Annotated in this window: 22 protein-coding genes; 9 read left to right on the forward strand and 13 right to left on the reverse strand. The window is 65.3% G+C overall.

Annotated elements, in window-relative coordinates:
* Positions 1–4: 4 nt before the first annotated feature.
* The 5 genes from pheS to infC all read right to left on the reverse strand — a co-directional run bounded on the left by pheS (position 5) and on the right by infC (position 3455).
* A complete protein-coding gene (gene pheS, locus HQ354_RS00090; RefSeq protein WP_167675060.1) occupies positions 5–1075 on the reverse strand; it encodes a phenylalanine--tRNA ligase subunit alpha in 1071 nt (356 codons plus the stop codon).
* Between the two features lie 49 nt (positions 1076–1124).
* The gene (locus HQ354_RS00095) at positions 1125–1949 is read right to left on the reverse strand and encodes an RNA methyltransferase (protein WP_068420868.1); all 825 of its coding nucleotides are present in this window, start codon (positions 1947–1949) and stop codon (positions 1125–1127) included.
* Positions 1950–1987: 38 nt separating this feature from the next.
* Entirely contained in the window at positions 1988–2377 is a 390-nt protein-coding gene (rplT, locus tag HQ354_RS00100) for a 50S ribosomal protein L20 (protein ID WP_068420867.1), read from the reverse strand.
* A 90-nt stretch (positions 2378–2467) separates the two neighbouring features.
* Positions 2468–2662 (reverse strand): 50S ribosomal protein L35, encoded by a 195-nt coding sequence (gene rpmI / locus HQ354_RS00105; RefSeq protein ID WP_068420865.1) that lies wholly within the window; start codon positions 2660–2662, stop codon positions 2468–2470.
* A gap of 88 nt (positions 2663–2750) precedes the next feature.
* On the reverse strand, positions 2751–3455 hold the full coding sequence (gene infC / locus HQ354_RS00110) for a translation initiation factor IF-3 (RefSeq protein WP_068420863.1): 705 nt from the start codon (positions 3453–3455) through the stop codon (positions 2751–2753).
* 398 nt (positions 3456–3853) lie between these two features.
* Between infC and HQ354_RS00115 the strand changes: the two genes are divergently transcribed.
* Positions 3854–4213: a DUF1844 domain-containing protein gene (locus HQ354_RS00115; RefSeq protein ID WP_157105193.1), complete on the forward strand. Its 360-nt coding sequence runs from the start codon at positions 3854–3856 to the stop codon at positions 4211–4213.
* A 66-nt stretch (positions 4214–4279) separates the two neighbouring features.
* On the opposite strand, the gene uvrA is transcribed toward HQ354_RS00115, so the two are convergent.
* Positions 4280–7219 carry an excinuclease ABC subunit UvrA gene (gene uvrA / locus HQ354_RS00120; RefSeq protein ID WP_068420859.1) on the reverse strand — a complete coding sequence of 980 codons (2940 nt, stop codon included), beginning with the start codon at positions 7217–7219 and terminating at the stop codon, positions 4280–4282.
* A gap of 242 nt (positions 7220–7461) precedes the next feature.
* Between uvrA and HQ354_RS00125 the strand changes: the two genes are divergently transcribed.
* The 3 genes from HQ354_RS00125 (at position 7462) to HQ354_RS00135 (ending at position 11915) form a co-directional block, all read left to right on the forward strand.
* On the forward strand, positions 7462–8151 hold the full coding sequence (locus HQ354_RS00125; RefSeq protein WP_068420857.1) for an MBL fold metallo-hydrolase: 690 nt from the start codon (positions 7462–7464) through the stop codon (positions 8149–8151).
* Positions 8152–8281: 130 nt separating this feature from the next.
* On the forward strand, positions 8282–9454 hold the full coding sequence (locus HQ354_RS00130; RefSeq protein WP_068420983.1) for a DoxX family protein: 1173 nt from the start codon (positions 8282–8284) through the stop codon (positions 9452–9454).
* 226 nt (positions 9455–9680) lie between these two features.
* On the forward strand, positions 9681–11915 hold the full coding sequence (locus HQ354_RS00135; RefSeq protein ID WP_222634079.1) for an ATP-binding domain-containing protein: 2235 nt from the start codon (positions 9681–9683) through the stop codon (positions 11913–11915).
* Between the two features lie 53 nt (positions 11916–11968).
* Here the strand turns inward: HQ354_RS00135 and HQ354_RS00140 are convergent, their stop codons facing one another.
* Entirely contained in the window at positions 11969–12421 is a 453-nt protein-coding gene (locus HQ354_RS00140) for a universal stress protein (RefSeq protein WP_068420853.1), read from the reverse strand.
* A 183-nt stretch (positions 12422–12604) separates the two neighbouring features.
* Here HQ354_RS00140 and HQ354_RS00145 point away from each other — a divergent pair, with 183 nt between their 5' ends.
* Together HQ354_RS00145 and HQ354_RS00150 are read left to right on the forward strand one after the other, a co-directional pair.
* Positions 12605–15496, forward strand: coding sequence for an alpha/beta fold hydrolase (locus HQ354_RS00145; protein WP_222633962.1), 2892 nt, complete (start codon positions 12605–12607; stop codon positions 15494–15496).
* The gene (locus HQ354_RS00150) at positions 15493–16350 is read left to right on the forward strand and encodes an ABC transporter permease (protein ID WP_068420849.1); all 858 of its coding nucleotides are present in this window, start codon (positions 15493–15495) and stop codon (positions 16348–16350) included. The genes HQ354_RS00145 and HQ354_RS00150 overlap by 4 nt, the downstream gene beginning before the upstream one ends.
* Positions 16351–16392: 42 nt before the next feature.
* Here HQ354_RS00150 and HQ354_RS00155 read toward each other — a convergent pair whose 3' ends face one another.
* Together HQ354_RS00155 and uvrB are read right to left on the reverse strand one after the other, a co-directional pair.
* On the reverse strand, positions 16393–17244 hold the full coding sequence (locus HQ354_RS00155; RefSeq protein ID WP_068420847.1) for a hypothetical protein: 852 nt from the start codon (positions 17242–17244) through the stop codon (positions 16393–16395).
* 28 nt (positions 17245–17272) lie between these two features.
* Complete coding sequence (uvrB, locus tag HQ354_RS00160; RefSeq protein ID WP_068420845.1) at positions 17273–19438, reverse strand: excinuclease ABC subunit UvrB; 2166 nt, start codon at positions 19436–19438, stop codon at positions 17273–17275.
* Between the two features lie 63 nt (positions 19439–19501).
* Between uvrB and HQ354_RS00165 the strand changes: the two genes are divergently transcribed.
* Entirely contained in the window at positions 19502–20038 is a 537-nt protein-coding gene (locus HQ354_RS00165) for a DUF402 domain-containing protein (RefSeq protein ID WP_222633963.1), read from the forward strand.
* A 3-nt stretch (positions 20039–20041) separates the two neighbouring features.
* On the opposite strand, the gene coaE is transcribed toward HQ354_RS00165, so the two are convergent.
* Positions 20042–21259, reverse strand: coding sequence for a dephospho-CoA kinase (coaE, locus tag HQ354_RS00170; RefSeq protein ID WP_222633964.1), 1218 nt, complete (start codon positions 21257–21259; stop codon positions 20042–20044).
* Positions 21260–21389: 130 nt separating this feature from the next.
* On the opposite strand from coaE, the gene HQ354_RS00175 reads away from it, so the two are divergent.
* Positions 21390–21596: a hypothetical protein gene (locus HQ354_RS00175; RefSeq protein ID WP_068420840.1), complete on the forward strand. Its 207-nt coding sequence runs from the start codon at positions 21390–21392 to the stop codon at positions 21594–21596.
* A gap of 223 nt (positions 21597–21819) precedes the next feature.
* On the opposite strand, the gene rpsA is transcribed toward HQ354_RS00175, so the two are convergent.
* Complete coding sequence (gene rpsA / locus HQ354_RS00180; RefSeq protein WP_114330634.1) at positions 21820–23292, reverse strand: 30S ribosomal protein S1; 1473 nt, start codon at positions 23290–23292, stop codon at positions 21820–21822.
* A 339-nt stretch (positions 23293–23631) separates the two neighbouring features.
* Between rpsA and HQ354_RS00185 the strand changes: the two genes are divergently transcribed.
* On the forward strand, positions 23632–24477 hold the full coding sequence (locus HQ354_RS00185) for a class I SAM-dependent methyltransferase (protein ID WP_222633965.1): 846 nt from the start codon (positions 23632–23634) through the stop codon (positions 24475–24477).
* On the opposite strand, the gene HQ354_RS00190 is transcribed toward HQ354_RS00185, so the two are convergent.
* Together HQ354_RS00190 and HQ354_RS00195 are read right to left on the reverse strand one after the other, a co-directional pair.
* Positions 24474–25235: an amino acid ABC transporter ATP-binding protein gene (locus tag HQ354_RS00190; RefSeq protein ID WP_068420833.1), complete on the reverse strand. Its 762-nt coding sequence runs from the start codon at positions 25233–25235 to the stop codon at positions 24474–24476. The genes HQ354_RS00185 and HQ354_RS00190 overlap by 4 nt on opposite strands.
* Complete coding sequence (locus HQ354_RS00195) at positions 25235–26179, reverse strand: amino acid ABC transporter permease (protein ID WP_068420831.1); 945 nt, start codon at positions 26177–26179, stop codon at positions 25235–25237. The genes HQ354_RS00190 and HQ354_RS00195 overlap by 1 nt, the downstream gene beginning before the upstream one ends.
* Positions 26180–26201 lie beyond the last annotated feature (22 nt).

Genomic DNA, 26201 nt, shown 5'->3' on the forward strand with positions numbered 1-26201 from the left:
AAGGTCAGGCGCCGACGCCGAACGGCATCGTGAAGCGAATGTCGCCTTCGACGATGTCGCGCATGTCGGGAATGTCGTTGCGGAACTGCAGCGTCCGCTCCAAGCCCATGCCGAACGCGAAGCCCGAGTACACCTCGGGGTCGATTCCACTGGCCTGCAACACCTTCGGATTGACCATGCCGCAGCCGCCCCACTCGACCCAGCCCGGGCCGCCCTTCTTCTTCGGGAACCAGACGTCGACCTCGGCGGACGGCTCGGTGAACGGGAAGTAGTTCGGGCGCATGCGCGTCCGCGTCTCCTCGCCGAACAGTGCCCGTGCGAACGCGTCGAGCGTGCCGCGCAGGTTGGCCATCGTCAGACCCTTGTCGATCGCCAGACCCTCGACCTGATGGAACACCGGCGTGTGCGTCGAGTCGAGTTCGTCGGTACGGAACGTACGGCCCGGGCACACGATGTAGATCGGAACCTCACGCGACAGCATCGACCGCACCTGAACCGGCGAGGTGTGCGTACGCAGGACCTGACGCGACCCCTCGGGCGCGATGTGGAAGGTGTCCTGCATCGTGCGCGCGGGATGATCGGGCAGGAAGTTGAGGGCGTCGAAGTTGAAGTGCTCGGCCTCGACCTCCGGGCCTTCCTCGACCTCCCACCCCATTCCGACGAACACATCGGCGACCTGGTCGGCGATGATCGTGATCGGGTGGCGAGCACCGACGGGACGGCGGTTCGACGGCAAGGTCACGTCGATCGTCTCGGCGACGAGGATCGCGGCGTCGCGCTCGGCCAACAGGACCTCGCGGCGCGCGTCGAATGCCTTCTGCACGCGATCGCGGGCAACCTTGACGCGCTTGCCCGCCTCCGCTTTCAGATCTCCCGGGATCGACCCGAGTGCGCGCTGCGCCAGGGCGAGAGGAGCACGGTTGCCGATGTGCTCGATCTTCACCGACGTCAGTTCGTCGAGATCCCGCGCGTCGGCGAACGCCTTCTCCGCCTCGTTCGCCGCGGCGTCGAGGGCAGCTGCCTCGAGCACACTGGGATCGACGGGCTGGGCGTTTCCGCCTTCTTTCTTCGCCACGAGAGGTGCAACTCCTTGATGGTCTAGGTCGCTCGAGAACGTTTCGATCCTAGGCGAGGTGGCCGGATCGATCACGACGGGACTGCCGCTGGGCGCGTGCGCTCGCGTACAGACAGATGGCAGCGGCCGTCGCGAGATTCAAGCTCTCCGCTCGCCCGTGAATCGGTATTCGTACGCGATGGTCGGCGTTCGCCGCGACGGACGGTGCGAGCCCGTGCGCCTCGTTGCCGAACAGCCACGCCGTCGGCCCGCTCAACAACTCGTCGGCATCGTCGAGGTCGACCTCACCGTCGGCGGCGGTCGCCAGAACGGTCAACCCGCGCGCGCGCAGGGCCTCGATACCCGTGTCGATCGAGCGCTCTCGCGCGATCGGCAGGTGGAACAGACTGCCCGCAGACGCGCGGACGCACTTGCCGTTGTGCGGGTCGACCGCATCGCCGAGCAGCACGACCGCATCGGCACCGACCGCATCGGCGACGCGAACGACGGTTCCCGCGTTCCCGGGCTCGGACACCTCCACCGGGACGGCGACGAGCTGCGGCGTTCCGTCGAGCGCGGTCGGGACGTCGACGTCGATCGTTCGGCACACCGCGACGATGCCGGGCGGCGTGACCGTGTCGGACAGACCCTTCGCGGCACGTTCGCTGATCGGGTACGTACGCACCCCCGCGGTGGCCGCCGCGTCGAGGACCAGGCGATTGCGGTCGGCGGAGTCGTCACGGAAGAACAGCTGCTCGACGACCCCGGCCGCAAGCGCTTCGGTGACCGAGTTGCTTCCCTCGGCGAGGAACAGGCCCGTCTTGCGACGCTCGGCCGCACGCAGGAGCTTGACAGCCGAAACGACCCGTGGGGTGCGCTCGGTGAGCGTGTCCACGGGTCGTTTCGGGTCTGGATCGACGTGAGTCAACCTGCTCAGGCTGCTTCTCCGGCAGGAGCGTTGACGTCGGCAGGCAGAGCAGCCTTGGCCACTGCGACCAGGCCGGCGAATGCCGCGGCGTCCGAGACGGCAAGCTCCGCGAGGATCTTGCGGTCGACCTCGACGCCCGCAGCCTTCAGGCCCTGGACGAAGCGGTTGTAGGTGATGTCGTTCGCGCGAGCTGCAGCGTTGATGCGCGTGATCCACAGCTTGCGGAAGTCACCCTTGCGCGCCTTGCGGTCGCGGTAGGCGTAGGTCAGCGAGTGGAGCTGCTGCTCCTTGGCCTTGGTGTACAGACGTGAGCGCTGTCCGCGGTAGCCCTTGGACGCTTCGAGAATCGAACGGCGCTTCTTCTGGGCGTTGACGGCCCTTTTTACGCGTGCCACTGGTGAATCCTGTCGATCTGGGGGCTTCTACGAACCCCGGATGGAAAAAGGGAGGGGCCGACGGCTCGGCCGCCGGCTACGAAGTCCAGATCAGAGGCCGAGCAGGCGCTTGACCCGCGGCTCGTCGGCCTTCGTGACGACTGCGACACCGTCGAGGCGACGAGTCACCTTGGTTGCCTTGTGCTCCAGCAGGTGGCGACGGCCGGCCTTCTGACGCAGGATCTTGCCGCTGCCGGACACCTTGAATCGCTTCTTGGCGCCACTGTGGGTCTTCTGCTTGGGCATGGAGTCCTCGGTTTCTGTAGTGCTCTTCGGTCTTGCTCGGCTGTAACCCTGCCGACCGACGGTCGGCAGGGTTCTTACGTGTTCTGGTCTAGCTTGCAGGCGGCGTGGCCGGGGCGTCGCCGGATGCGGGCTGGGCAGGTGCCGGAGCACGCTGCGCCTGCGGAGCGGCGGCGCTTTCCTGCGCCTTCACTCGGGTCTTGGCGCCCTTGTGAGGAGCCAGAACCATGGTCATGTTGCGGCCGTCCTGCTTTGCGGACGTCTCGACGAATCCCAGATCGGCAACGTCTGCGCCCAGACGCTGCAGCAACCGGAAGCCGAGTTCGGGGCGGGACTGCTCGCGACCACGGAACATGATGGTGACCTTGACCTTCGACCCGGCCTCGAGGAAGCGGATGACGTTGCGCTTCTTGGTCTCGTAGTCGTGGGCGTCGATCTTCGGACGGAGCTTCTGCTCCTTGATCACCGTGAGGGTCTGGTTCTTGCGCGACTCACGCGCCTTCTGCGCTGCCTCGTACTTGAACTTCCCGTAGTCCATGATCTTGCAGACCGGCGGACGTGCGTCGGGAGCCACTTCCACGAGATCGAGGTCGGCTTCGAGAGCCAAGCGGAGTGCATCTTCAACACGCACGATGCCAACCTGTTCACCGCCGGGTCCGACGAGTCGAACCTCGGGAACACGGATGCGATCGTTGATGCGGGTCTCAGTGCTGATGGGGCCTCCTAGGTAGTGCGGTGTGGTGTCGAGCCGACCGCCTGCCTGTCGCACAGCCCGCCTGCCCGGGTCCTTCGACATCTCGCCGTCAGGACACGTCCCCGAAAGGACACTGCCCTCTACAACGAAAAAACCCTGCTCCAGCATTCCGCTGGCGCAGGGCCCGATGTCGACCGGTCGATCACACCCGGCTCACGCCGTATGGATCTTCTCGTACTGGACGAGAAAGCTCGGCCATCCGAGGCAATCGCCTGAATGCTGCGATCGAACTCCGATGTGTCGAGCGACCGGACCGGAAGCAACTATTGTGCTGCATGCCGGTGGGAGTCGGGCTCCACTTGCTGCCTCCGTACGAACGAACTCTTGCGAGTGCGCGCGTCGAAGACGGTCGGTGGAAGACTCTACCAGGGCACCCCGCCCGACGACGAATCGGCGGTGGTCCGTCGGCGCATCTTCGACGGCATGGAATGCTCGAAGGCATGACAAGCACCCCCGAATCCGGCAACGACGCCGAGCACGACGTGCGCGAACTCGCCGACGTCCCCGCCGTCGAGGTCATCAGCCGCGCAGCCGTGATGCTCATGAGCTCCGCCGCCGAGAAGCTCGGCTTGTCCGAGGCGGACCCGTCGGAAAGCCCCTACCTGGATCTCGACGAGGCGCGACGCGTCATCACGGCTCTCGCAGGCCTCGTCACCGCGTCCGTCGAATACCTCGGGCCGCACGCAGGACCCATTCGTGAAGGTCTGCAGGCTCTGCAGAAGGCCTTCCGCGAGCAGTCGGCGCACCCGGACGAGCCGGGCAAGGGCCCGGGCGAGAAGTACACCGGCCCGGTGTACTGACCCCCCACCAGAAACGACTCCGCCCTCTACACACATGCGTGTAGAGGGCGGAACGCTCGAACGAGGTCACACCGCAGCGGCCTTGCGGGGACCACGCTTCTTCGCCGGAGCCTTCTTCGCCGCAGCCTTCTTCGGCTGAGCCACAGGCTCACGCGTCAGCGCCTCCTGCAGGAACTTGCCCGTGTAGCTCTCGGGCACGGCGGCGACATCCTCCGGATTGCCCTGTGCCACAACCATTCCGCCGCCGGAACCACCTTCCGGACCCATGTCGATGATCCAGTCGGACGTCTTGATGACGTCCAGGTTGTGCTCGATGACGATGACGGTGTTGCCCTTGTCGACGAGGCCGTTGACCACACCGAGCAGCTTGCGGATGTCCTCGAAGTGCAGACCTGTGGTGGGCTCGTCGAGGATGTACACCGTGCGGCCGGTGGACCGCTTCTGCAACTCGGACGCGAGCTTGACTCGCTGTGCCTCACCGCCGGACAACGTCGTCGCCGGCTGGCCGAGCCGGACGTAGCCGAGCCCGACCTCGACCAAGGTCTTCAAGTAGCGATGGATCGAGCTGATCGGCTCGAAGAACTCGGCGGCTTCCTCGATCGGCATGTCGAGAACTTGAGCGATGGTCTTGCCCTTGTAGTGCACCTCGAGCGTCTCGCGGTTGTAGCGGGCGCCCTCGCACACCTCGCACGGCACGTAGACGTCGGGCAGGAAGTTCATCTCGATCTTCAGCGTTCCGTCGCCCGAACACGCCTCGCACCGGCCGCCCTTGACGTTGAACGAGAATCGCCCGGGCTGGTAGCCGCGCACCTTCGCCTCGGTGGTGGCGGCGAACAACGTACGAATCTTGTCGAACACACCGGTGTAGGTGGCCGCGTTGGACCGCGGCGTCCGGCCGATCGGCGACTGGTCGACCCGCACGAGCTTGTCGAGCTGATCGAGACCGTTGATGCGGGTGTGCCGCCCCGGTACCTGACGCGCACCGTTGAGCTTGTTCGCCATGACCGTCGCGAGGATGTCGTTGACGAGCGTCGACTTCCCGGATCCCGAGACACCCGTCACGGACGTCAGGACGCCGAGCGGGAAGCTGACGTCGATACCGCGCAGATTGTGCTCACGCGCACCCACGACGGTGATCTGTCGTTTCTTGTCCACGACCCGGCGGAAGTCCGGGAGTGGAATTTCCATCCGACCCGACAGGTAGGCACCGGTGAGCGACTCCTCGTTGGTCAGCAAGTCCTGGTACGACCCGCTGTGTACGACGCGGCCGCCGTGCTCGCCTGCCATCGGCCCGATGTCGACGACCCAATCGGACGTCCGAATGGTGTCCTCGTCGTGCTCGACGACGATCAGCGTGTTGCCCAGATCGCGCAGACGCGTCAACGTGTCGATGAGTCGACGGTTGTCCCGCTGGTGCAGACCGATGGACGGTTCGTCGAGAACGTACAGAACGCCGACGAGACCGGAACCGATCTGTGTCGCCAACCGGATGCGCTGCGCCTCGCCACCGGACAGTGACCCCGCCGCGCGCGACAGCGACAAGTACTCCAGGCCGACGTCGAGCAGGAAGCCGAGGCGCGCCTGCACTTCCTTCAGCACCTGCCCCGCGATGGCCTCTTCCTTGCTACCGAGGGTCAGGCTGTTCAGGAAGTCCGCGGTCTCGGAAATCGACAACCGGCAGACGTCGGCGATGGACTTCGGCCCGAAACCGCCGGCCTCGATGGTGACCGACAGGATCTCCGGGCGCAGACGGTCGCCGCCGCACACCGGGCACGGCACGTCGCGCATGTAGCCGTCGTACCGCTCCTTCATCTGCTCGGACTCGGTCTGCTCGAGGCGACGGTGCAGGAACGGCATGACGCCTTCGAACTCGGCGTAGTACGAGCGGGTCCGGCCGTACCGGTTCCGGTACTTGACGTGGACCTGGTGGTCGCTGCCTTCGAGGACGGCTCGCTTCACCTTTGCGGGCAGCTTGTTCCACGGCGTGTTCAGGTCGAAGCCCATGGCGTCGGCCAGACCGGACAGCAGTCGTCCGAAATACTCGGATGTCTGGCCCATCGACCACGGTGCGATGGCACCCTCGCCGAGCGACAATTCGGGGTCGGGTACCACCAGATCGGGGTCGACCTCCTTGCGCACGCCCAGTCCGAGGCATTCCCCACATGCGCCGTACGGGGAGTTGAACGAGAACGACCGCGGTTCCAGATCGTCGATGGACAACGGGTGTGCGTTGGGGCACGCGAGCTTCTCGGAGAACCGGCGTTCACGATCGAGGGCGTTCTCGTCGCGGTCGACGAAGTCGAGGACGACGATGCCGTCGGCAAGGCGCAGGGCGGTCTCGACGGAGTCGGTCAGACGCTGCTTGGAACTGGCCTTGACCGTGAGGCGGTCGACGACGACCTCGATGTCGTGCTTCTCCTGCTTTTTCAGCTTCGGCGGATCGGTCAACTGGTGCACGACACCGTCGACGCGGATACGCGAGTACCCCTGGGTGTTCAGCGACTCGAACAGGTCGACGAACTCGCCCTTGCGGGTGCGCACGACGGGTGCCAGGACCTGGAACTTGGTGCCCTCCTCCATCGCCAGCACCTGATCGACGATCTGCTGCGGCGTCTGCTTGGCGATCTTCTCGCCGCACACCGGGCAGTGGGCCGTGCCTGCACGCGCGTACAGAAGGCGCAGGTAGTCGTAGACCTCGGTGATCGTGCCCACGGTCGATCGAGGGTTCCGGTTGGTCGACTTCTGGTCGATCGACACGGCCGGCGACAGACCCTCGATGAAGTCGACGTCCGGTTTGTCCATCTGACCGAGGAACTGGCGCGCGTAGGCGGACAAGGACTCCACATAGCGACGCTGGCCCTCGGCGAAGATGGTGTCGAACGCGAGCGACGACTTACCCGATCCGGACAGGCCCGTGAAGACGACGAGGCTGTCGCGTGGGAGGTCGATGTCGACTCCCCGCAGGTTGTGTTCGCGCGCACCCCGTACTACCAGGCGATCCGCCACTGTGTTCCCTTCTTTGTCGAACGAGCTGGCCTACCGACGTTCGTACCCGAACAGTCGAACCGAAACTCATGTAAAGCCTGCGCGAGGTATGACCTCACGCAGTAGCAATGCTAGGCCGACCCACCGACAAGTTCGGTGGACCGCTCGACCTACCTGGCTCTTCTCGCCACCCGCTGCGCGCCCGAACCGGCTCCCGAGGGGCGGGGCGGCGACGCGTCGAGGGCGACGGTAGCGTCCACCAAATGGACGAGCACCTCATGGTCATCGACGACCATTACACCGGCGCAGTGTCGCAGGAATCTGCCCCGCAACGGCGCACGATCACGGGTGGCACCATCACCAAGATTTCGGTCGGTCCGATGGACAACAACGCCTACCTCATCGTTTGTTCCGCGACGGGCCAGTCCCTGCTCATCGACGCAGCCAACGACGCGACCCGTTTGTCGCAGCTGATCGACGAGAACGCCCCCACCCTGGCGCTCATCGTCACGACTCACCAGCACGCCGACCACTGGCAGGCCTTGGAAGACATCGCCGGAGGCACCGCGTCGCCCACCGCCGCGCACAGCCTGGACGCCGAACCTCTGCCGGTCGCTCCCGATCGGCTGCTGGCCGACGGAGACACCGTCGAGGTGGGCGAACTCACTCTCGACGTCATTCATCTCAGTGGTCACACACCCGGATCGATCGCCCTCGCGCTGACCGATTCGAAGTCCGGTGTCACGCACCTGTTCACCGGCGACTCCCTGTTCCCGGGTGGCGTCGGCAAGACGTCCGACCCCGAGCACTTCACCTCCCTGCTGAACGACGTCAGCACGAAGTTGTTCGACGAATACGGCGACGACACCGTCGTCTATCCGGGCCACGGCAAGGACACGACGCTCGGCGCCGAGCGTCCGCACCTGGACGAATGGCGCCAGCGCGGCTGGTGAAACACGCTCGCGCTTGAAGTCCGGAACTCCCGGGTATGGATACGGTGGATCGACGCGGGTCGACGGGGGCGAGCTCCTGTCGGACGCGTCGTACATCGACGTTGTCCACGAACTACGCAGGAGGCTGTCAATGCTCGTCCGCCGAATCGCCCGTCCGCTGATGTCGACCATCTTCATCGCGGGAGGTATCGACGCGCTCCGGAATCCCGCTGGAAAAGCCAAGGCCGCGGCACCGTTGATCTCCCAGGGACAGGACGCGCTGCCGGACAGCGTCACCTCCAACGTTCCCGACGATCCCGAGACGCTGGTCCGCATCAACGGCGCGATCCAGGTCGGTGGAGGTTTGCTGCTCGCGACCGGCAAGGCGCCGCGTATCGCGTCGCTGGCTCTCGCCGGCAGCCTCGTTCCGACGACGGTCGCCGGTCACGCGTTCTGGAACGAGACCGACCCCGCGGCGAAGGCCGCTCAGCGCACCCAGTTCTTCAAGAACGTCAGCCTCCTCGGCGGACTTCTGATCGCCGCGGTCGACACCGAGGGCAAGCCGTCGCTCGCGTGGCGCGGCCGTCGTGCGGCTCGCAAGGCATCGGAGTCGATCTCGTCGGCACTCCCCGGCTCGCACGACACCGCCGACCGCCTCGGCACCGCATCCGATCGCGTCAAGGAACTCGCTTCGGTCGCGGCTGCTCGCAGTGCGAGCTTCGCAGATTCGGCGCAGCCGGTCGTCTCGCACTGGGCCGACGTCGCCGCCGAGAAGAGCTCGCAGTTCGCCGACACCGCGCAGCCGGTCGTCTCGCACTGGGCCGACGTCGCCGCCGAGAAGAGCTCGGAGCTCGCCGACACCGCGCAGCCCGTCCTGTCCCGATGGGCACACAAGGCAGCCGACCGTAGTTCCGAGATCGCCGAGGTCGCTCAGAAGCGCGGATCCAAGCTGGCCGACAAGGCGGCCGACCGCAGTTCGGAGCTCGCGGAGATTGCGCAGAAGCGCGGATCGAAGCTCGCCGACCGGGCGGCGGATCGCGGATCCGATCTGGCCGACCTCGCTCAGAAGCGCGGATCGACGCTGGCCGACAAGGCACAGAAGCGTGGCTCCGAGCTGGCCGAGCTGGCCCAGGACCGCGGCAGCAAGTGGGTCGACATCGCCGCCGACCGCACCGAGGGCCTCAGCAAGCGCGCACGCAAGCAGGCCGAGAAGCAGAGCCGCGATTTCGACAAAGCAACCGAGAAGGCTCGCGCGAAGCTGGAGAAGAAGGTCGAGAAGGCTCGCAAGGACCTCGACAAGCGCGTCCAGAAGTTCTCCAAGTAGCACCTCCAGATTCACCACCTGTTCGATCGGGCCCCGTCCTGAACTGCGGTTCTGCGGCGGGGCCCGTTCACGTCGTAGACTGCTTGGGCGAATTTCGCGCCATCGAATTCTTCTGCCGAACTCCCGAGGAGACCCTTTGCCGGACGACGGCCACACTTCCTCCGACCCCACGACTGTCACCGAGGAAGCACCGAGCGAGCAGGATCGTGAGCAGGCGTACGTCACGATGCTGTACGACCAGCTCGACGCACTGCGCAGGTACGCGCAGAATCGACTGAGCACCGTTCTTCTCGAAACCGGCGGCACCCCGCAGGCTCGAAGCGAACGAGAGTCGTTCAGTCAGCTCTACAACGACGACATCGCCAAGTACGACGCCGCCGAGAACGGTCTGTGCTTCGGCCGCATCGACCTGCAGCCGTCGGGCGACGACAACCCGGTCCGGTACATCGGCCGTGTCGGCATTCTCGACGAGGCCAACGACTACGAGACCCTCCTGCTGGACTGGCGTGCCCCGATGGCACGTCCGTTCTATCTCGCGACGACGGCGGCACCGGAGGATGTCGTCCGGCGCAGGCACATTCGCAGTCGGAGCCGACGCGTCACCTCCATCGCCGACGAGTACCTCGATCTCGCGGCCGCGAAAGATGCAGGCCTCGATGCGTCGGCCACCGGCGTCGCCGGCGAGAGCGCTCTGTTGTCGGCTCTCGACGCGGCCCGCACCGGGCACATGAACGACATCGTCGAGACCATCCAGAGCGAACAGGACGCGATCATCCGCTCCGAGCACCGCAGCGTTCTGGTGGTGCAGGGTGGTCCGGGTACCGGCAAGACCGCCGTCGCGCTGCACCGCGCCGCGTACCTTCTGTACACCTACCGACAGCAGCTCGCGAAGAGCGGTGTGCTGATCATCGGACCGAACGCCACGTTCCTCGACTACATCGGGCAGGTTCTCCCGTCGCTCGGTGAGACCGGTGTCCTGTTGTCGACGGTCGGAAACCTGTACCCGGGAGTGCGTGCGACGCTGGAGGATTCGATCACCGCGGCGCAGCTGAAGGGCTCGACCGACATGATCGCGGTGCTCACGAAAGCGGTGCGCGATCGCCAGGAGGTTCCGTCCGCGCCGAAACGCCTGCGTTTCGACACGTACGAGATCGTGCTCGACAAGAAGATCGTCACCCGCGCGCGAGGTCGCGCGCGATCGTCGCGGCGGCCGCACAATCTCGCACGTCCGCTGTTCGTCTCGTCCGTCATCGATCAGCTCGCGCAGCAGCTTGCAGACACGTTGGGCCAGAACCTCGTCGACGGCGGTAGCCTCCTCAGCCGCGACGACATCGCCGACATGCGCGACGAGATGCGCGACGACGCCGACGTGATGGCCGCGATCGACGAGTTGTGGCCGGATCTGTCCCCGCAGCAGGTGTTGTTGGAACTCTTCGCTTCCGAAGAACGGCTGGCATCCGCGGCCCCGAACCTCACCGACGACGAACGGCAGGCGCTGCTGCGCGTCGGCAGACGGTTCAGCACGGGCGACGCTCCCCTGCTCGACGAACTGGCCGAGCTTCTCGGCATCGACGACGCCGCCGAACGCGAGCGCGCAAACCGGCAGTGGCGCAATCAGATTGCGGACGCGCAGGGCGCACTGGACATCCTCACCGGTTCGGCACCGCAGGATCTCGAGGACGAACTCGACCCCGAGATCCTCATGGCCTACGACCTGATCGACGCCAGTCAGCTTGCGCAGCGCCAGGATTCAGGTGCTCGGCTGACCACCGCGGAGCGCGCGGCCGGCGACCGAACCTGGACGTACGGGCATGTCATCGTCGACGAAGCGCAGGAACTGTCGGACATGGCGTGGCGAATGGTCATGCGCCGGATACCGAATCGATGGATGACCCTCGTCGGCGACGTCGCGCAGACAGGCGACCCGGCCGGAACGACGTCGTGGAGCGAAGTACTGGAACCGTATGTCGCACAACGGTGGAAGCGTGCGGAACTGACGGTCAACTACCGCACGCCGTCGGAAATCATGACGGTGGCGCGTGACGTGCTCGCCTCGATCGACCCCGTGCAGGCGGTTCCCCGCTCGGTCCGCGACTCGGGTCGGCATCCGTGGTCGCTGCACGTGAACCCCGACGACTTGACGGACGTCGTGAAGGCACGCGTCGACGAGCATCCGCGGCCAGGTCTGAGCGCCGTACTCGTACCGCACACGCTCGTCGACGCGTTCTCGTCCTTGAAGTCCGAGTACGTGACGGTGTCGACGGTGAAGGACGCGAAAGGCCTCGAGTTCGACTCGGTGCTCATCGTCGAACCCGCGGCCATCGTCACCGAATCACCACGTGGAATGGGTGATCTCTACGTCGCGCTGACCCGTGCGACTCAGCGTCTCGGCGTCGTCCACACGGAACCGTTGCCGGACGAACTCGCAGCGCTGCAGCCCTTCGACGCAGCCGTGTCCTGACACGAGAACGGCACGGTGAGCGTGTGCTCACCGTGCCGTTCTCGGGCAGGACGTCAGCGAACGGTGTGCACGATCAGCACGTCCGACGTCGACTTACGGGCAGCGTCCGACGGAACGGATCCGAGCAGACGACCCGTCAACGAGTTCAGACCACGGTTACCGACGACCAGCAGGTCTGCCTTCACGTCGTCGACCAACTGCAGCAGTGACTCGACCGGGGAACCGACGATGGCACGCTCCTCGATCGACTTCGCGCCCGCCTTCGTCGCATGCTCCCGTGCGGTGCGGAGAATGTCGTGAGTAGGAGCCGAACCGGTGATCTGGTAGGCGTCCTCGCGCAGGGCGTCGGCGGCCTGTGACGTCTCCTTCGGATCCGCCGGGTAGTAGGCGCAGGCGATGACGAGTTTCGCGTCGGCGTCACCTGCCAGTGCGGCAGCCTTCTCCACGGCCCGCAACGACGATTCGGAGCCATCGGTTCCGACGACTACGGTGCGGTAGGCACTCATTCATTCCTCCAGTTGTAGGTTGCGTCACATGCCGTGTGGCGCTTCGTTCCTGCTGTTTCGTGGTCTGTCACAGGCCCCGACGTGCAGGCCCCGCGATGTCTGCGATGACACTATCTGTATCCGGCTTTCCTGAGGCGAACTTCGCCGACAACACGAGTCGGTGGTCTCACCTAGATTGGTTTCATGCAGATCCCCCGGCCGCGACGGTCATCGAGGGCCGTCCTTCTCGCGGCCCTGACGATTGCCGCCGTGGTAGGCATCGCCGTCATCTTCGTCGTACGCCCCTTCGACTCGGCACCGGACATCGCCACCCTCGACACGACGGTGACCGTACCGGAAAGCCCGGGCTCCCCCGAGTCCGTCGACCTCGACACGCGTCTCTACGTTCCCGAATCGACTCCCGCACCTGCAGTCCTTCTGGCGCACGGGTTCGGCGGCGACAAATTCTCGGTCGACGGGCAGGCTCGCGCCCTCGCCGAGGACGGTTTCACCGTGTTGACCTACAGCGCACGAGGGTTCGGTACGAGCACCGGGACCATCTCACTGAACGATCCGGACCGCGAAGTCGCCGACGGGCGGGCACTGATCGACTGGCTCGCCGATCGACCCGAGGTGCAACTGGACGGACCGGGAGACCCACGCGTCGGCGTCGCAGGGGGGTCGTACGGCGGCGCGCTCGCGCTGAGCGTCGGCGGCACCGACCCGCGTGTCGACGCGGTGGCGTCCGCCATCACCTGGAACGACTTGGGACAGGCGCTCTTTCCCAATTACGGCGTGACGTCCGACGCCGGTCGCGATGCTCTGGGTGCCATCACCACCCCGGCCGGGTCCGTGTACGGCGGGCCAGGAGTACTCAAACGTGGCTGGGCCGGAGTGTTTTTCGGCGCGGGCAGCGCATCGGGTGCGTCCGACGACTCGTCCGCCACACCCCCGGAAGCGGCAGGCGGTGCACCCGGTTGTGGCCGCTTCGCGCCCGAATTCTGCGCAGCCTACGGCGAATCGGCTGTCACCGGTGTGCCGTCGCCCGAGCTTCTCGCGCTGCTGACCGCTCACTCTCCCGCCGCGGTCGCGTCGAACATCACGGCGCCGACGCTCCTCGTCCAAGGTGTGCAGGACACGTTGTTCGGCCTCGATCAGGCCGACGCCACCGCGCGTCAGATCGCCGACGCGGGAGGCGATGTCGAGGTGCGCTGGTTCGGCGGCGGCCACGACGCCGGCGGCACCAACGGCAGCGCCGAGAACGCGATGAAGGACTTCCTCGACGCGCACCTTCGCGGCGAGACGGATTCGGCGGTTGCGCCCTTCGCGTACACGCTCGAAGGGTCGGCGGCTGGGCAGCAGAGGTCGCGTGACCGGCGAATGACCGCGGCGGACTACCCCGGCTTGGCGTCGGATCAGCCGTCGTCCACCGAGGAGGTACCGGTTCCGCTGTCGCCGTCCGGTTCCGCCGATACGACGACCGGGGAACAGACGATCATCCGCCCACCGGGCGCATCCCCGTCGGCGATCTCGTCGGTCCCCGGCCTCGGTTCGATCCTGTCGACGCTGACGGCGACCACCGCGGGAGCACAACTGGCAGCCGACATTCCCGGTCAATCGGCAACGTTCACCAGCGAACCGCTCACCGCCCCGCTGTCGGTGACGGGTGCATCGCGCGTGAACCTCCGAGTCGGCGCGTTCGCCGGGCCGCAGGAAGCCGTTCTCTTCGTCAAGTTCTACGACGTCGGGCCGGACGGTCGAAGAACCCTTCCCGGAGGAGCGGTCGCGCCGATTCGGTTGCCCGACACGGTGAACGACGGGCCGATTCCGGTGACCGTGACACTGCCAGGCATCAGCTACGTGGTTCCGGAAGGGCATCGCGTCGAGGTCTCGGTGTCGACGACGGATCAGGCGTACGCCGTTCCGCTGCAGCCTGCCCAGTTCGTCGTCGCGCTCGACGATCCGGTGCTCACCGTGCCCATGGTCGACGGTGTCGCACGCGGGAACAGTTCGGTTCCGATCGCCCCACTCGTCGGCATCGGGGCGATCGCGGTCGCCGTCGCGACTCTCGTTGCAGTCAATGTGATTCGGTCGCGCCGTCGCCTCGTGGCCGAGGTCGACGAGTCGCTGGTCGACACTCCCCTCGTCATCACCGATTTGGCCAAGACCTACTCCAACAGCTTCAAAGCCGTCGACGGAGTCAGCTTCGCGATCCAGCAGGGACAGGTGCTGGGACTTCTCGGCCCCAACGGTGCAGGCAAGACGACGACGCTTCGCATGCTCATGGGGCTGATCACGCCGACGAGCGGTGAGATCAGAGTCTTCGGGCACAAGGTCTCCCCCGGCGCTCCTGTGCTGTCGCGACTGGGATCCTTCGTCGAGGGGTCCGGCTTCCTGCCGCACCTCAGCGGTATCGAGAATCTCCGTCTGTACTGGCAGGCGACCGGACGTCCGCTGGAAGAAGCGCACCTCGACGAGGCGCTGGAGATCGCCGACCTGGGTGCCGCCGTCGAACGCAAGGTCAAGTCCTACAGCCAGGGAATGCGACAGCGCCTCGCGATCGCCCAAGCGATGTTGGGGCTGCCGGATCTGATGGTTCTGGACGAACCGACCAACGGTCTCGACCCGCCGCAGATCCGAGCGATGCGAGACGTTCTGATCGACTACGCGCGCACGGGTCGAACGGTGCTCGTGTCGAGCCATCTGTTGGCCGAGGTCGAGCAGACGTGTACGCACGTCGTGGTGATGAACCGAGGTTCGGTGATCAGCACGGGAACCGTCAAGGAACTGACGGCCTCGGGCGGACTGACGGACATTCGCGTCAGCGACCCCGAACGCGGAGCGGAGGTGGTGCGCGAGACGGGCCACACGCCCGAGGTGACCGACGACGGCACACTCCGCGTGGACCTGGGAACCACGGATCCCGGCGTCGTCGTCCGGGCCTTGGTGGATGCAGGACTCGACGTGCGCGGTGTCTCTCAGTCCACCCGGCTCGAGGACGTGTTCCTCGAACTCGTCCACGGTGACTCTCCCGCGAACGCGACTGCCGCGGTCGCCGATTCCGAACCCGTGGCCTCGACGAAGGGCGACCGATGAGCACGACGCACACCGACGGGCGCGCCCCGGGGTATCAGGCGGGACGGACGCTGCCGTTCCGCACCGAGCTGCGACGCCAATTGGGCCGCCGGCGAACACAACTCGCCATCGGCTTCCTCGCGTTGCTCCCGGTGATCCTGGCGATCGCGTTCGCCATCGGGCGGTCGTCCGACGACGCGGACGCCGGCGGCCTGATCGAACTCGGCACACGCGGTGGCGTCAACTTCACCGTGTTCACCCTGTTCATGTCGGTCGGATTCCTGCTGATCGTCGTCGTCGCGCTGTTCTTCGGCGACTCGGTGGCCAGCGAGGCGTCGTGGTCGTCACTGCGGTACCTCCTCGCCATTCCGGTACCGCGCACGCGCCTGCTGTTGCAGAAGGCGTTGGTGTCGGCCACGTTGTCGATCGTCGCGATCCTGGTGTTGGTGGCCGTGTCGTTGGCGTTGGGCACTGCGTTGTACGGCGCCGAACCCCTGGTGACGCCGTTCGGGGACGGTCTCCCGTACGTCGACGCTCTGGGCAGGCTCATGATCGCCATCGTGTACATCGCGGTGAACCTGCTGTGGGTCGCGGGGCTGGCGATGCTGCTGTCCGTGCTCACCGACGCACCTCTCGGAGCCGTCGGCGGGGCTGTGATGACGTCGATCCTGACGCAGATCCTCGACCAGATCACCGCGCTGGGATCGCTGCGCAACTACCTGCCCGGACACTACTTCAGCGCGTGGACCGACACGTTGTCGCCGACGATCGAATGGAACGACATGCTCGTCGGTGCGTTTTCGGCTCTCGCCTACGCAACCGTGTTCGGAATCGTCGCGTGGCGGCGCTTCTCCACCAAGGACATCACGAGCTGACACTCGTTCGTGCGCCGCTTCGTCGCGGCGCACGAACGAGTGTCACTTGCCGAAGACGCCGGGCGGGAACACACCTTGCTCGACGACGGCATCACGCCACGGCGTCGCGAGTTCGACGAGCCTCGCCGCGCCGTCCTCACCCAATGCTGCCCACGGCGCGAGAGCCAGATCGTCGGTGATGTCCTCGACGACGGTACGCAGATCGTGGCCATGTTCGGTGAGGGTCCCGTTCGAATCCAGGATCTCGCGGTCCCGCAGTGCGTCGACGCCGTCGTTCCACTGTTCCTCGGACCAGCCACGACGTTTCCGAGCGAACTCCTTCTCGAAGCCCTTGCCCGTCGCCGTGTGCGAAATCAGCGCCTCGATTCCGTTCAGCCCCGCTGTCTGCAGGGCTGCGATGTGGCCGTCGCCGCGATACTCCCGCAGCAGCGTCAACGCGTGCCACAGTCGAAGGTGCGGAACCTCCGGCCACTCGAGCTCCGCGTACGCGGAGTACAGCGGCCGGCCGTCGTTGCCGGGGATCTGGCTCGCGGCGATGGATGCCAGTTCGGCCGCCTCTGCCATCTCGGCCGAACGCAGTACCTCAGCTCCCAACAGACGCTCGTACGCGGCGTCGAGAGTTCTGTACCGGATCTCGATGATCTTCTCCGGCGACAGGACCGACCAGGCGGCCGGGACCAACGGCTCGATCAGTTCCCGGTTGAAGCTGTAGAACGTCGCCGTGACGACGCCTGCACCGACCGGACCGAGGGGCGCCGCTCGGCCGGCGAAGTAGGGTGCCCGACCCTCCAAGCCCGCTTCGGTCAGCGCGTCCTGGGTTTCGGGGACGAAGTAGGTGAGCGAATGAAGAAGTTCGAGTGCGCGTGCACTCCGGCCTGCGTTCGATGCGTCCATTCCTGAACCGTATCGAACGCCAATGCCGCTACTTCAGTCCCGCCGCGTCCATTCCGCGCAGCTCCTTCTTGAGATCCTGGATCTCGTCGCGCAAGCGTCCCGCCAGTTCGAATTGCAGTTCACGAGCAGCGTTCATCATCTGGTCGGTGAGGTTCTTGACGAGCTCGGCGAGCTCGGCGCGCGGCATGGACTTCACGTCCTGACCCTCGTACACGCCGGAACTGACTGCTGCGCGGCCCTTCTCGCCCTGCGCGCGACGGCCACGGCTGGCGTTACGTCCCGAACCACCGATCTCGACGGACTCTGCCGTGTCGTCGGCCTCTTCGTAGACCTGGTCGAGGATGTCGGCGATCTTCTTGCGCAGTGGCTGCGGGTCGACGCCCTTCTCCTTGTTGTACGCGATCTGCTTCTCGCGTCGACGCTCGGTTTCCTCGATGGCGTACTTCATCGAGTCGGTCATCTTGTCCGCGTACATGTGGACCTCGCCGGACACGTTACGAGCTGCACGACCGATGGTCTGGATCAAGCTCGTGCCGCTGCGGAGGAAGCCCTCCTTGTCGGCGTCCAGGATGGCGACGAGAGAGACCTCGGGTAGGTCGAGACCCTCACGCAGCAGGTTGATGCCGACGAGCACGTCGTACTCACCGAGACGTAGTTGGCGCAGCAGCTCGACGCGGCGCAACGTGTCGATGTCCGAGTGCAGATACCGGACTCGAATGCCCAATTCGAGCAGGTAGTCGGTGAGATCCTCGGACATCTTCTTCGTCAGCGTGGTGACCAGAACGCGCTCGTCCTTCTCGGTACGTTCGCGGATCTCGTGCACGAGGTCGTCGATCTGCCCCTTGGTCGGCTTGACGACGACCTTCGGATCGACGAGACCGGTCGGGCGGATGACCTGTTCGACGAACTCACCACCCGTCTGACCCAGCTCGTACTTGCCGGGCGTCGCGGACAGATAGACGGTTTGTCCGATGCGCTGCGTGAACTCCTCCCACGTCAGCGGCCGGTTGTCGGTGGCCGACGGCAGGCGGAAGCCGAACTCCACCAGGTTGCGCTTGCGGGACATGTCCCCCTCGTACATCGCACCGATCTGCGGCACGGTGACGTGCGACTCGTCGATGACCAGGAGGAAGTCCTCGGGGAAGTAGTCGATGAGCGTGGCCGGAGCACTGCCGGGACCACGCCCGTCGATGTGACGCGAGTAGTTCTCGATGCCGGAGCAGAACCCGACCTGCTTGATCATCTCCAGGTCGTACTCGGTGCGCATACGCAGGCGCTGCGCTTCGAGGAGCTTGCCCTTGCCCTCCAGTTCCGCGAGCCGTTCTTCGAGCTCTGCCTCGATGTTCTTGACGGCCTTCTCCATGCGCTCGGGACCCGCGACGTAGTGCGTCGCCGGGAAGATGCGCACGGAATCGACCTGGCGCACGATGTCACCGGTCAGAGGATGCAGGTAGTACAGCGCCTCGATCTCGTCGCCGAAGAACTCGATGCGAACCGCCAGCTCCTCGTACGACGGGATGATCTCGACGGTGTCACCGCGGACGCGGAACGACCCACGGGTGAACGACATGTCGTTGCGGGTGTACTGGACGTCGACCAGAAGCCGCAGCAGAGCATCGCGTGGAACCTCGACGTTCACTTCCAGATGGATCGAACGGTCGACGTACGACTGCGGCGTACCGAGACCGTAGATGCACGACACCGATGCGACCACGACGACGTCGCGTCGGGACAGCAGATGTGCCGTTGCCGAGTGGCGAAGGCGCTCGACGTCGTCGTTGATCGACGAATCCTTCTCGATGTACGTGTCGGTCTGCGCGATGTACGCCTCGGGTTGGTAGTAGTCGTAGTACGACACGAAGTACTCGACCGCGTTGTTGGGCAGCATGTCACGCAACTCGTTGGCCAACTGTGCTGCGAGGGTCTTGTTGGGCGCCATGACCAGCGTCGGACGTTGCATCCGCTCGATGAGCCACGCCGTCGTCGCGGACTTACCCGTGCCGGTGGCACCGAGCAGAACCACGTCTTTCTCGTCGGCCTTGAGGCGTCGTTCGAGATCGGCAATGGCGGTGGGCTGGTCGCCTGCCGGCTTGTGTTCGCTGACGACCTCGAACGCAGGACCCGTCCGCTCGATGTCGCCGACCGGACGGAACTCGGAGTGAGCCACCACGGGATGTTCGGATGCAAACGCCATGCTTCCAGGGTAGACGCGACCACCGACAGATTCCCCGCGCGAAGACAGGTACCTTGATCACCCATGGACGCCCCCGCCTCCGCGCCCCACTCACACGTCCATTCTCCCAAGGTCGAGTACTTCGACGTTCCGGGCATGACCAACACGGACCCCAAGGGTTTCGTACGCCCGGTCGACGAATACCGCGTCGAACCGTGGGGTCTGTACATGGCCCGACCGTCGGATCACGCGCAGTTCGACTATCTGCAGTCGTGGCTGCTCCCCGACCTCGGGCTGCGCGCGTCGATCTTCCACTACGTCGCGGGCCACCGGCGGGATCAGAACTACTACGTCGACGTCGGCGAGTTCGTGGCCGGGAACGTCTGGACGTCCACCGACCACTACCTCGATGTCGTCGTGCGTACCGGGCGAGGATTCGATCTTCTCGACGTCGACGAGCTTCTGGACGCTCGTTGCGCCGGACTGCTCGACGGCGCCACGTCCGAGCGCGCGATGCACCGTGCAGTCACAGCGGTCGACGGGCTGGCCCGCTTCGACTACGACCTCGACGCGTGGCTCGCGTCACTGGGAATGCCGACGACCTGGCGACCGTACGACTGACGCTCAGGCCTTCCAACCGGTCTCGTCGGCCCACGTCCACGCGCGCGTGTAGGCACCGTCGAACCACGGCGCCTTGACGCTCTCGTACTTCTCGACCGCGTCCGCCGGGTCGTCGACCTCGGCTGCGGCCGCCTGGGCCGTGCGCTTGACGGCACCGTATTCGGCGGCCGCGTCGGCGTCCGCGCGCAGCCAGTCGCGGAACACGAGGGCGAATTGCTGTGCGGGCCAACCGTCGACCCTGATGTGCACCGCGGCCGGTCGTCCCGGGTCCGCGCTACCGTGAATTCGCTTGCCCCACACGGCCGGATCGGCCTCTCCCCCGATGCCGTACCCGGGCTCGGGATCGTCGAACGTGATCTCCTCGATACGCGGAAAACCGATGCGCCGCAACGACTCCGCGAGCGAATCGGCGTCGTCCAGGGTGGCGACGGTGATCTGGATGTCGAGCACGTCGCGGGCGTCGACACCCGGGACAGCGGTCGATCCGATGTGATCGATTCTCGCAGCGGCACTTCCACACACCAACGCGAGTCGCGCCACGAGACGCTCGGCCTGCGCCCCCCATGTCGGATCGGCGTCGACAAGGACGGGAGGTGTGGCGACGGTGACGCCGTCGCGAATGTTCTTCTCGAACGGCACGAGTCGGTCGCTCCACAGCGCGCGAACATTCGCCTCGATCGCTCCCATGGCACCACTGTTGTCGATCCAGATGTCGGCGGCGGCACGACGATCGTCGTCCGACGCCTGTGCTGCGATCCGAGCACGCGCGTCGTCCTCGGGCATGTTTCGTTGATGCACGAGTCGATGGACCCGCTCCTCCGCGTCGACATAGACGACGGCGACGAGTTGGAACAACGAGCCCATCTTGCCTTCGACCAACAAGGGAATGTCCTGGACGACGATCGCATCCTGCGGCGCACCGTCGACGAGTTCCGCGGTGCGGGCACCCACGAGCGGATGGACGATCGAGTTCAGGGTCGCGCGCGTTTCGTCGGTGGCAAATGCCTTCGACGCCAAGGCCGGCCGGTCCAACGCGCCGTCGGGCAACAGGATGTCGTCGCCGAAGGCCTCGACGAGTTTCGCGAGTCCGGGAGTGCCGGGTTCGACGACTTCCCGCGCGATCACGTCGGCGTCGACGATCACTCCGCCCAACTCGGACAGAATCTTCGACACGGTGGACTTTCCAGCTCCGATGCCTCCGGTGAGGCCCAGTCTCAACATGGTGACCAGTCTGTCATCGAACACGCCGGAGCACACCGGCCCCAAATACACCAGGTTTACCGATCGGTCCGTTATCTTCGTCGTGCGAGATAAGTATTTGCCGACCCGCTGCTAGCGAAAAGGATGTTCGATGCGAAGCAATCAGATCCACCAGGGTCGGCACCGTCTCGGCATGGAGTCGGGAGTTCACGTCATTCTGATTCCCGAAGTTGCCTTGGCGTTGGCCGATCATCGGCGTAACTGGTTCACCACCCTGCTCAGTCCGGCACGCCACAGCTTCGCTTCGATGCGCAAGCGGACCGCCGTCGCTCAGTGGAGCCCCGCCGTCGCAGGTTGAGCCGACCGTCGAATACGACGATGGACCCGAATCCTTACGGATCGGGTCCATTTTTGTGTGTGCAACCGCGTGAATGCGCCATACATACGACTGGACAACTTCTTGCGGTCCATTCATGCGTCGCCATCGGCATCGGCATCGGCATCGGACAGACGAAAGCCCCGGCTCTCCGAAAAGAACCGGGGCTTCCCAGCGTCACACCCTCACGGGCGAGCGTCTGTTATCAGGCGTTGCCCGACAGCTTCTCGCGCAGCGCAGCGAGCTGAGCGTCGCTGGCCAGCGATCCACCGGACGATGCCGGAGCGGATGCTGCAGCAGCATCGCCTTCGGCGTCCGACTGACCCGACTCGGAGGAGTAGTTGGTGTTGGCGGCTTCTGCAGCCTCGTCCTTCGCCGTCTTCTCCATCTGAGCGGTGTGCATCTTGTGGCGACGCTCCGCCTCGGCGTAGCGGCCTTCCCACTCTTCACGCTGCTTCTCGTAGCCTTCGAGCCATTCGTTGGTCTCGGAGTCGAAGCCCTCGGGGAAGATGTAGTTGCCCTGCTCGTCGTACGAGTCGGCCATGCCGTACTTGGACGGATCGAACTCTTCCGCGTAGTCCTCGTTGGCCTGCTTGAGGCTCAGCGAGATACGACGACGCTCGAGATCGATGTCGATGACCTTGACGAGTGCGTCGTCGCCGACACCCACGACCTGGTCCGGAACCTCCACGTGGCGCTCGGCCAGCTCGGAGATGTGCACGAGGCCCTCGATGCCCTCCTCGACGCGAACGAACGCACCGAACGGAACGAGCTTGGTGACCTTACCGGGAACGATCTGGCCGATCGCGTGCGTACGAGCGAACTGACGCCACGGATCTTCCTGAGTTGCCTTGAGCGACAGCGAAACACGCTCGCGGTCCAGGTCGACGTCGAGAACCTCGACGGTGACCTCGGTACCGACCTCGACAACCTCGGAGGGGTGGTCGATGTGCTTCCAGGACAGCTCGGACACGTGAACGAGTCCGTCGACGCCGCCCAGGTCCACGAATGCACCGAAGTTGACGATGGAGGACACGAAGCCCTTGCGGACCTGTCCCTTCTGCAGCTGGTGCAGGAACTCGCTGCGCACCTCGGACTGCGTCTGCTCGAGCCATGCACGGCGCGACAGGACCACGTTGTTGCGGTTCTTGTCGAGCTCGATGATCTTGGCTTCGATCTCCTTGCCGACGTACGGCTGGAGGTCGCGAACGCGACGCATCTCGACGAGCGATGCGGGCAGGAAGCCACGCAGACCGATGTCGAGGATGAGGCCACCCTTGACGACCTCGATGACGGTGCCCTTGACGGCCTCGTCCTTCTCCTTGAGCTCTTCGATCGTGCCCCAGGCGCGCTCGTACTGTGCACGCTTCTTGGACAGGATCAGGCGGCCTTCCTTGTCCTCCTTGGTGAGAACGAGAGCTTCGACCTCATCGCCGACGGAGACGACCTCGTTGGGGTCGACGTCGTGCTTGATGGAGAGCTCACGGGAAGGGATGACGCCTTCGGTCTTGTAACCGATGTCGAGCAGAACCTCGTCACGATCGACCTTGACGATGGTGCCTTCGACGATGTCACCATCGTTGAAGTACTTGATCGTGGCGTCGATTGCGGCGAGAAAATCCTCTGCGGAGCCGATGTCGTTGACGGCTACCTGCGGCGAGGTTGTGGTTGAGGGCATGTGTTGAGTTGCTCCGGACGGGTTGGGTATCGGTTGATGGATGTTCGGTCGGACGGTGAAGCTGATGAAGAACGAGCAGAGCCGGTACCGAAGTATCGGACGACGGTGTACAACAACGAGCACACCGATTTCGTTCCGCCGCACGACGAGCGAGAGTCACCCACGGAAGACAACCCGATGAGCGACAGACCCTTCGATCCCGCGCAGCACGAACACACTCGCGCTCCATAGGGTACGCGATCGCGTCACAGCTGGGCAAACCTGGCAGGGGCCGTCGCAAACCTGGCAGGGGCCGTCGCAAACCTGGCGGGGGCCTCGGTTCGACTAACGTGACCATGCGTGACCGACAGTCTTCACTCCTCACCCACACCCCAGCCACCTGGTACACCGGGTCGCGCCCGGCTGTCGTCCGCCGCCAGCGATCGAGCCAGCCGTTCGTGGTGGGATTCCGACGCCGACGAGTATCACCGAACACACGGTGAATTCTTGGGGGTGAGCACCGAACGCGGGGAATTCGTGTGGTGCCCCGAAGGCCTGCACGAAGGCGACGCACACCTGCTGGGCGACGTGGCCGACAAGGACGTTCTCGAAGTGGGCTGCGGGTCGGCACCGTGCTCGCGATGGCTCGGCAGCCAGGGAGCTCGCGCAGTGGGACTGGACATCTCGGGCGGCATGCTCCGTAAGGGCTTGGAGTCGATGGCAGTCGGCGGTGACCGTGTTCCGCTGATCCAGGCAAGTGCCGAATCCCTGCCGTTCGCCGACGAGAGTTTCGACATCGTCTGTTCCGCGTTCGGGGCGGTTCCCTTCGTCGCCGACTCCGCGAACGTGATGGTCGAAATCGCCCGCGTCCTACGGCCCGGCGGGAGCTGGGTGTTCGCCGTCAACCACCCGATGCGGTGGATCTTTCCCGACGACCCGGGACCCGCGGGGCTGACCGCGACGATTCCGTACTTCGATCGCACGCCCTACGTCGAATTCGACGACGAGGGGACGCCCACGTACGTCGAACACCATCGGACGATCGGCGATCGGGCACGCGAGATAGTCGCCGCAGGCATGGAACTGCGGGACATCGTCGAACCGGACTGGCCGGAGTGGCTGGACCGCGAGTGGGGTCAGTGGAGTCCACTACGCGGCCAGCTCTTCCCCGGCACGGCGATCTTCAGCTGCGTGAAGCCTCGCTAGAGCAATTTCGACAGGAACGCTTTGGTGCGCTCGTGCTGCGGATTCGCCAGCAGCGACCGCGGCTCCCCCGATTCGACGACGACACCCTGATCCATGAAGACCAGCTGATCGGCAACCTCGCGAGCGAATCCCATCTCGTGGGTGACGACGACCATCGTCATGCCGTCCTTGGCGAGCTCGCGCATCACTCCGAGGACCTCACCGACGAGCTCCGGATCGAGCGCGGACGTCGGCTCGTCGAACAACATGAGCTTCGGATCCATGGCAAGTGCTCGCGCGATCGCGACACGCTGCTGCTGGCCACCGGACAGCTGCGCCGGATAGGCCGTCGCCTTGTCGGCGAGACCGACACGGTCGAGCAACTCCTTCGCCCGTGTGACGGCGTCGGACTTCTTCATCTTCTTCACCTGGGTCGGCGCCTCGATGACGTTCTCGAGAGCCGTTCGGTGCGGGAAGAGATTGAAGTGTTGGAACACCATCCCGATGTCGCGACGCTGTTTCGCAGCTTGCTTGGGGTGCAGCTCGTAGAGCTTGCCGCCCTTCTCCTGATAGCCGACCAGCTCGCCGTCGACGTACAGCCGACCGGCGTTGACCTGCTCGAGGTGGTTGATGCAGCGAAGGAACGTCGACTTGCCGGAGCCCGACGGTCCGACGAGGCAGAGCACCTGGCCGCGGTCGATCTCGAGCGAGATGCCCTTGAGTACCTTCAGCGCCCCGAAATTCTTGTGGACGCGGTCGGCCTTGATCATCGGAGACATCAGATGCCCTTGTTGTCGTGGGTACGTGCGTCCACGGCCTGCGCGTCGGCGAGGGCCCGAAGCTGACGACCGGTCAGCTGTCGTGACGCACCCTTGGAGTAGTACCGCTCCAGATAGAACTGCCCGACCATGAGAATGCTCGTGATCACGAGGTACCAGGTGGCAGCGACCAACAGCAGCGGAATGGGCTCGAAGTTCGCCCCGGAGATGTCCCTGGCACGGCCGTAGACCTCTCCGGTGAACGGCACCGCGACGACGAGGGACGTCGTCTTCAGCATGCTGATGACTTCGTTGCCGGTCGGCGGGATGATGACGCGCATCGCCTGCGGCAACACCGTACGACGCATCGTCTGCGGCCACGACATACCCAGCGCGACGGAGGCCTCCATCTGCCCTTCGCCGACGGAGTTGATACCGGCCCGAACGATCTCGGCCATGTACGCGGCTTCGTTCAGGGCCAACCCGATGACCGCGAACCAGAACGCGTTGTAGATGGCCTGCAGATCGAACTCGGCGAACTGGACGGTGAACGGAATGCCCAGTGCCACGTTCTTGTAGATCGACGGAATCAATCCCCAGAACACGAGCTGCACGTACACCGGCGTGCCACGAAAGATCCACAAGTAGATCCAGGCGGCGCTGCGCAGCACGGGGTTCGGCGACAACCGCATGACCGCGAGCAGCACGCCGAGAAGAATGGCGGCGATCATCGAGTACACGGTCAATTGCAGCGTGTTCCACACGCCCTCGCCGATTCGGCTGTCGAACAGATAACGCCCGTACGTCCCCCAGCCGTACGCCGGGTTGGTCGCGGCGCCGTAGGCGAACAGCCCGAACAGCACGACGACCACCACCGCGGCGATCCAGCGTCCGGGATGCCGCAGCGGGATCGCTTTGATGGGCTCGGGCTCGGTGCCCGTGCTCAACGAGGCGGAGTCGGACACACCGAACCCTTCCGTCGGACGA

The organism is Rhodococcus sp. BP-261 (genome assembly GCF_019835205.1).
Classification (GTDB): domain Bacteria; phylum Actinomycetota; class Actinomycetes; order Mycobacteriales; family Mycobacteriaceae; genus Rhodococcoides; species Rhodococcoides kyotonensis_B.